This window comes from bacterium (assembly GCA_026398675.1).
Lineage (GTDB): Bacteria > RBG-13-66-14 > RBG-13-66-14 > RBG-13-66-14 > RBG-13-66-14 > RBG-13-66-14.
Genome location: JAPLSK010000304.1, coordinates 1 through 4,252 on the forward strand (window position 1 = coordinate 1; position 4,252 = coordinate 4,252).

Annotated in this window: 3 protein-coding genes; all 3 read right to left on the reverse strand. The window is 70.1% G+C overall.

The window, feature by feature from the left end:
• Nucleotides 1–222: 222 nt before the first annotated feature.
• Nucleotides 223–1,281 (reverse strand): ATP-dependent 6-phosphofructokinase, encoded by a 1,059-nt coding sequence (locus NTW26_09030; protein MCX7022397.1) that lies wholly within the window; start codon nt 1,279–1,281, stop codon nt 223–225.
• Nucleotides 1,282–1,366: 85 nt separating this feature from the next.
• A complete protein-coding gene (locus NTW26_09035; GenBank protein ID MCX7022398.1) occupies nt 1,367–2,536 on the reverse strand; it encodes a glycosyltransferase family 4 protein in 1,170 nt (389 codons plus the stop codon).
• Nucleotides 2,533–4,149 (reverse strand): FAD-binding protein, encoded by a 1,617-nt coding sequence (locus NTW26_09040; protein MCX7022399.1) that lies wholly within the window; start codon nt 4,147–4,149, stop codon nt 2,533–2,535. Before NTW26_09040 ends, NTW26_09035 begins: the two co-directional genes overlap by 4 nt.
• Between the last annotated feature and the right edge of the window lie 103 nt (nt 4,150–4,252).

A 4,252-nucleotide genomic window follows, 5' to 3' on the forward strand; every position in this document is an offset into this window, starting at 1 on the left:
ACCCCCATCCCCTCTCCCACAGGGAGAGGGGGGCCGCGGGCCGACCTTAAGGTCGGCCCCTACGAGGGTGACACACTATCCAATCAGACTACGTAGGTCGGGGGCTCTGTACCCCGCACGTTTGCCCCTCACCCCGACCCGTAGGCGAGCCGCTCCCACGGGGAGAGGGGGGACCACGGGCGACCGTGGACGATCACCCCTACGGCTCGGGGCGGCGTTTGGCTAGTAGAAGAAGTTCCGCGCCAGGTCCAGGAAATCCTGGTCCAGCCTCTTCGTCACGCTCACCGCGTCGGTTATCTCCACCGGGACGATGGCGTTGCCGGCCAGGGCGACCATGTAGCCGAACTTCTTGGCGGCGATCAAGTCCACGGCGGCCGCGCCGAAACGGGTGCCCAGGATGCGGTCGTAGGCGCAGGGGGTGCCGCCGCGCTGGAGGTGCGAGAGGACCACGTGGCGGGTCAGGTCCCCCGCCTTGCGGCCGAACTCGGGCGCCAGCGCCTGGCCCACCGCCTTCGACAGCTCGAACCCGATCCCGCCCAGGTAGACGTGACCGAACTCGTCCTTGGGCAGGTCCTTCTGGTACACCTCCCGCCCCTGCCACTCGGCCCCCTCGGCCACCACCACCACGGCGTAGCGGTACCCCGCCTCCCACCGGCGCCGGAGGCTCCACAGGACCTCGTCCAGGCTGAAGGCCCCCTCGGGGGTGAGGATGTAGTCCGCCGCGCCGGCCGCGCCGCCGTAGCCGGCAATCCACCCCGCGTGCCGGCCCATGGCCTCCACGATGAAGATGCGCTCGTGGCTCTTGGCGGTGGTCCGCAGGTCGTCCAGGGCGCACATCACCCGCTCGATGGCGGTCCAGAAGCCGAAGGTGAAGTCGGTGCCGGAGAGGTCGTTGTCAATGGTCTTCGGCGCGCCGACCATGGGCAGCCCGCGGTCGGAGAAATTTCGCGCCACCCCCAGGGTGTCGTCGCCGCCAATGGCCAGAAGGGCGCCCAGCCCCAGCTCGCCAAAATTCCGCTCGCAGGCCGGAACCTCTTCCTCGGCGTTCTTGCCGAAGGGGTTGGTGCGGCTGGAACCCAGAATCGTCCCGCCGAGGGGCAGTATCTCCTCCACCTCGGCGAGGCCCAGGGGGACGGTGTCGCGGTGGACCAGCCCCAGCCAGCCTTTTCGTATCCCCAGGAACTCGTAGTCGTGGACGGTGACGCCGCGGCGGACGGCGGCCCGGATGACGGCGTTCAGGCCGGGGCAGTCGCCCCCGCCGGTGAGGATGCCGACGCGCATCTTGGCCAAATTCACACCCCCGGTTGCGGGTCAATGCCCTCTGACGGGTACAAGGATACCGAGGCCCTCCGGGGGCGTCAAGGCCTCACCCCCGGGCGGCCTCACGGAAGTACTCGGCATAGCGTCCGGCGATGACGGGCAGGCTGAACAGACGGGCTCTCTCCCGCCCCCGACCCGCCAGGTCGTCGCGCAGGTCGGGCTCCGATTCGAGCCTCTCGATAAGCTCCGCCAGCTCGGTGTATTTACCCGGCGTGAAGTACAGCCCGGCGTCCCCCACCACCTCGGGGATACCGCCCGTCGGCGTGGTGATGACTGGTTTACCGCACGCCATGGCCTCCAGGGCCGCCATCCCGAACTGCTCCTGCCAGCGCGGCGCGGGCAGGGAGGGTTGGACCAGGCAGTCCACACTGCGTAGGAGTGCGGGCACCCGGTCGTGGGGAAAACCGCCGATCAGTCGTACCGCGTCGCCCAGACCGTACAGGCTGATTAACCGGCGCAGCCAACCCCCGTCCTCACCGGTGCCGACCACCGCGGCGGAAACCCGCACGCCCCGGAGCCGCAGGGCCTGGACGGCGTGGATCAGGTCCCGCTGCCCCTTCTCCCAGGTGAGGCGACCCAGGATCAGCAGCAAAAAGCTTTCCGGGTCGGCGGCCAGTTCACTCCTGAGCGACGGGTCGGCTTCACCGGGATGGAAACGCTCCAGGTCCACGGCGTTCCCGCCCACCCGAATCCGCTTCTCCTCGATGCCCTCCTGCCGGCAGAGCTGGGCCGAGTACCGGCTGACGGCGATGAAAAGGCCCGCCCCGCGGCGCGTCTCCTCGATGAAAGCGCGGGCCTTCGGCTTGTAACCCCAGATGTGGGGGATGTTCTCGTGGACCGTCACCACCACCGGCGGCGCCAGGCCTCGGCGGTGGGCGCGGACGCACTGCCAGGTGAAGGGGTAGTGGATTTCAGCCGAACGGATCAGATCGAAGTCCGTCAGGTGGCGTTCCAGCCCATAGCAGTACTCGCGCTCGAAGCTCCGGCTTACGAGGAGGTTTCTGAGCCACAGGCCGCTCACCACGTCCCCGATGCTCGCGGTGCCGCGCAAACGGATCAGCCCGAGCGGGAAGCCCTCGGGAGTGGGGAACCGGTTGTCGCGGCGGAGAATGCAACTCTGCTGGAACCCCGACTCCTCCAGGGGGAGGAACTTGGCCATCAGCCAGGTCGAGAGGAGATCGCCGCGGACGTGCAGAAGTTTCAGCGGTTGGGTCATCGGTTTATCGTCGGTTCGCCGGTCTGCGGGTTGAGGTGGGAGAGGATCGGGCGGTTGCAATCCTCGGTATGTGCGAGCAGGTGCTCCACCAGGGCCCGGGCCACGAGGAGCCGGTTACGGGCGCGCAGGCACAGCACGGCGTCGTGGTTCGAGCTGCAGACGAGGAAGGGAACCTGCTCCGTGAGCTTCTCCAGCTCGGTCCGGCACATTCCTAAAAGCTCCACCTCGACCCGGAACCCGGCGGACCGCCCCCCGGCGTAAGCGTCCATCACCCGCCGCATCCGCTGCTCGATGTCGTTGGGGTCCACCCCGTCGCCCACGCGGGAGAGGCGGAGGAGCGGCTCCTCGACCCTGCGGCTCTCCGAGACCAGCCACTCCTCGTCGAGCTCGGCGCATTCCAGGCGCTCCAGGTCGCCCGCGATGGTCTCTCCGGCGAGGAGCGCCTCGGCGAAAACCCCGACGACGCCCTTCCCCGACGTCCCCCCCGCCGTCTCCCCGGCGGCGTAGAGACCGGTCAGGGCGGTGCGCCGGTCCGGGTCCACGGCCACGCCGCCCGGCGAGTCCAGCCCACCCACGGCGGGCTCGGACAGGGCGATTTCCAAAGGCTCGTCCCTGGGCGACACCCCCTCGGCCACCCAGCCCAGCGCGGCGACGGGGTGACTCTCCAGGTAGCGGGCGACGATCCGTTTCGCCTCCCCGGCCGACAGGCCGGTGGTTTCGACGCGGCAGGGTCCGAGACCCGCGTTCTCCGCCGCTAGCACCGCCGAGGCCAGGCCGTCCGCCCCCGCAAAGGGCAGCGCCTCGCCCCGCGCGTTGAAGACCGGCAGGCCGTACTCCTCGACCAGAATCTCCACCGGCGCCCGGGAACCGGCCAGGACGACGGTCTGGGAGCGGTGCTCCAGCCCGGTGAGCTCCACCCCGGCCCGCAGGGCCAGGGCCGGACCCGAGCCGTCGTTGAAGGGCGACGCCGCGGCGCGGTGGGGGCTCGATTCCGCCAGGGGGGAGCGGTAGAGGCCCTCCGTCGCCCCGGCGGCCAAGAGCACCGCCCGGGCGCCGATGACGTGAAAGACGCCGCTGCGGACGTGGAAACCGGTGGCGCCCGCAACCCGCTTGCCGGTCACGCAGAGACCGGTGGCGGCGACGTGCTCGAGGGTGTCCACCCCGGCCTCGGCCAGTCCGTGGGCCAGGAGCGGCTTCAGGTCCCCGCCGCGGCAGGGAACGCCCCAGCGCCCGGCCCGCGCGGGCTCGGAATCCTTCATCTCAACGGGCAGCCCCAACCGGATCAGGCGGTCGAGCACCTCGGCGCTCCGCTCCAGCAGGGGCCGGACCATCGCCCCTTCCACCAGGCCGCGCCCTATCGTCTCCAGGTGGGCGAGGAAGGACTCGGCGGACTCGTCGTGGTGGAGGCAGGGGGAGAGGACGGCCAGACCGGGGCCGAGTCGGCCGGAGCGCTCGAGGGCGGCCTGCTCCAGGAGGACGACCCGCAGGCCGGGCTCGAGCTCCTTCAAACGGAGCGCGGCCAGGCAGCCCGCGGCCCCGCCACCGAGGACCAAAACGTCGCATTCCGCGCGGATGAAATCGGCCATGTTGACGCCCCGGGAATCCCTGGTCAAGATAAATCCCGTCGCTATCATATTGCAGGGGGTTAGTCTGCGTCAAGGTGGGCGCACAAGGTCCGCTAATCGCACAGGGTGGTGTCCACACCCTCCCGCGGAT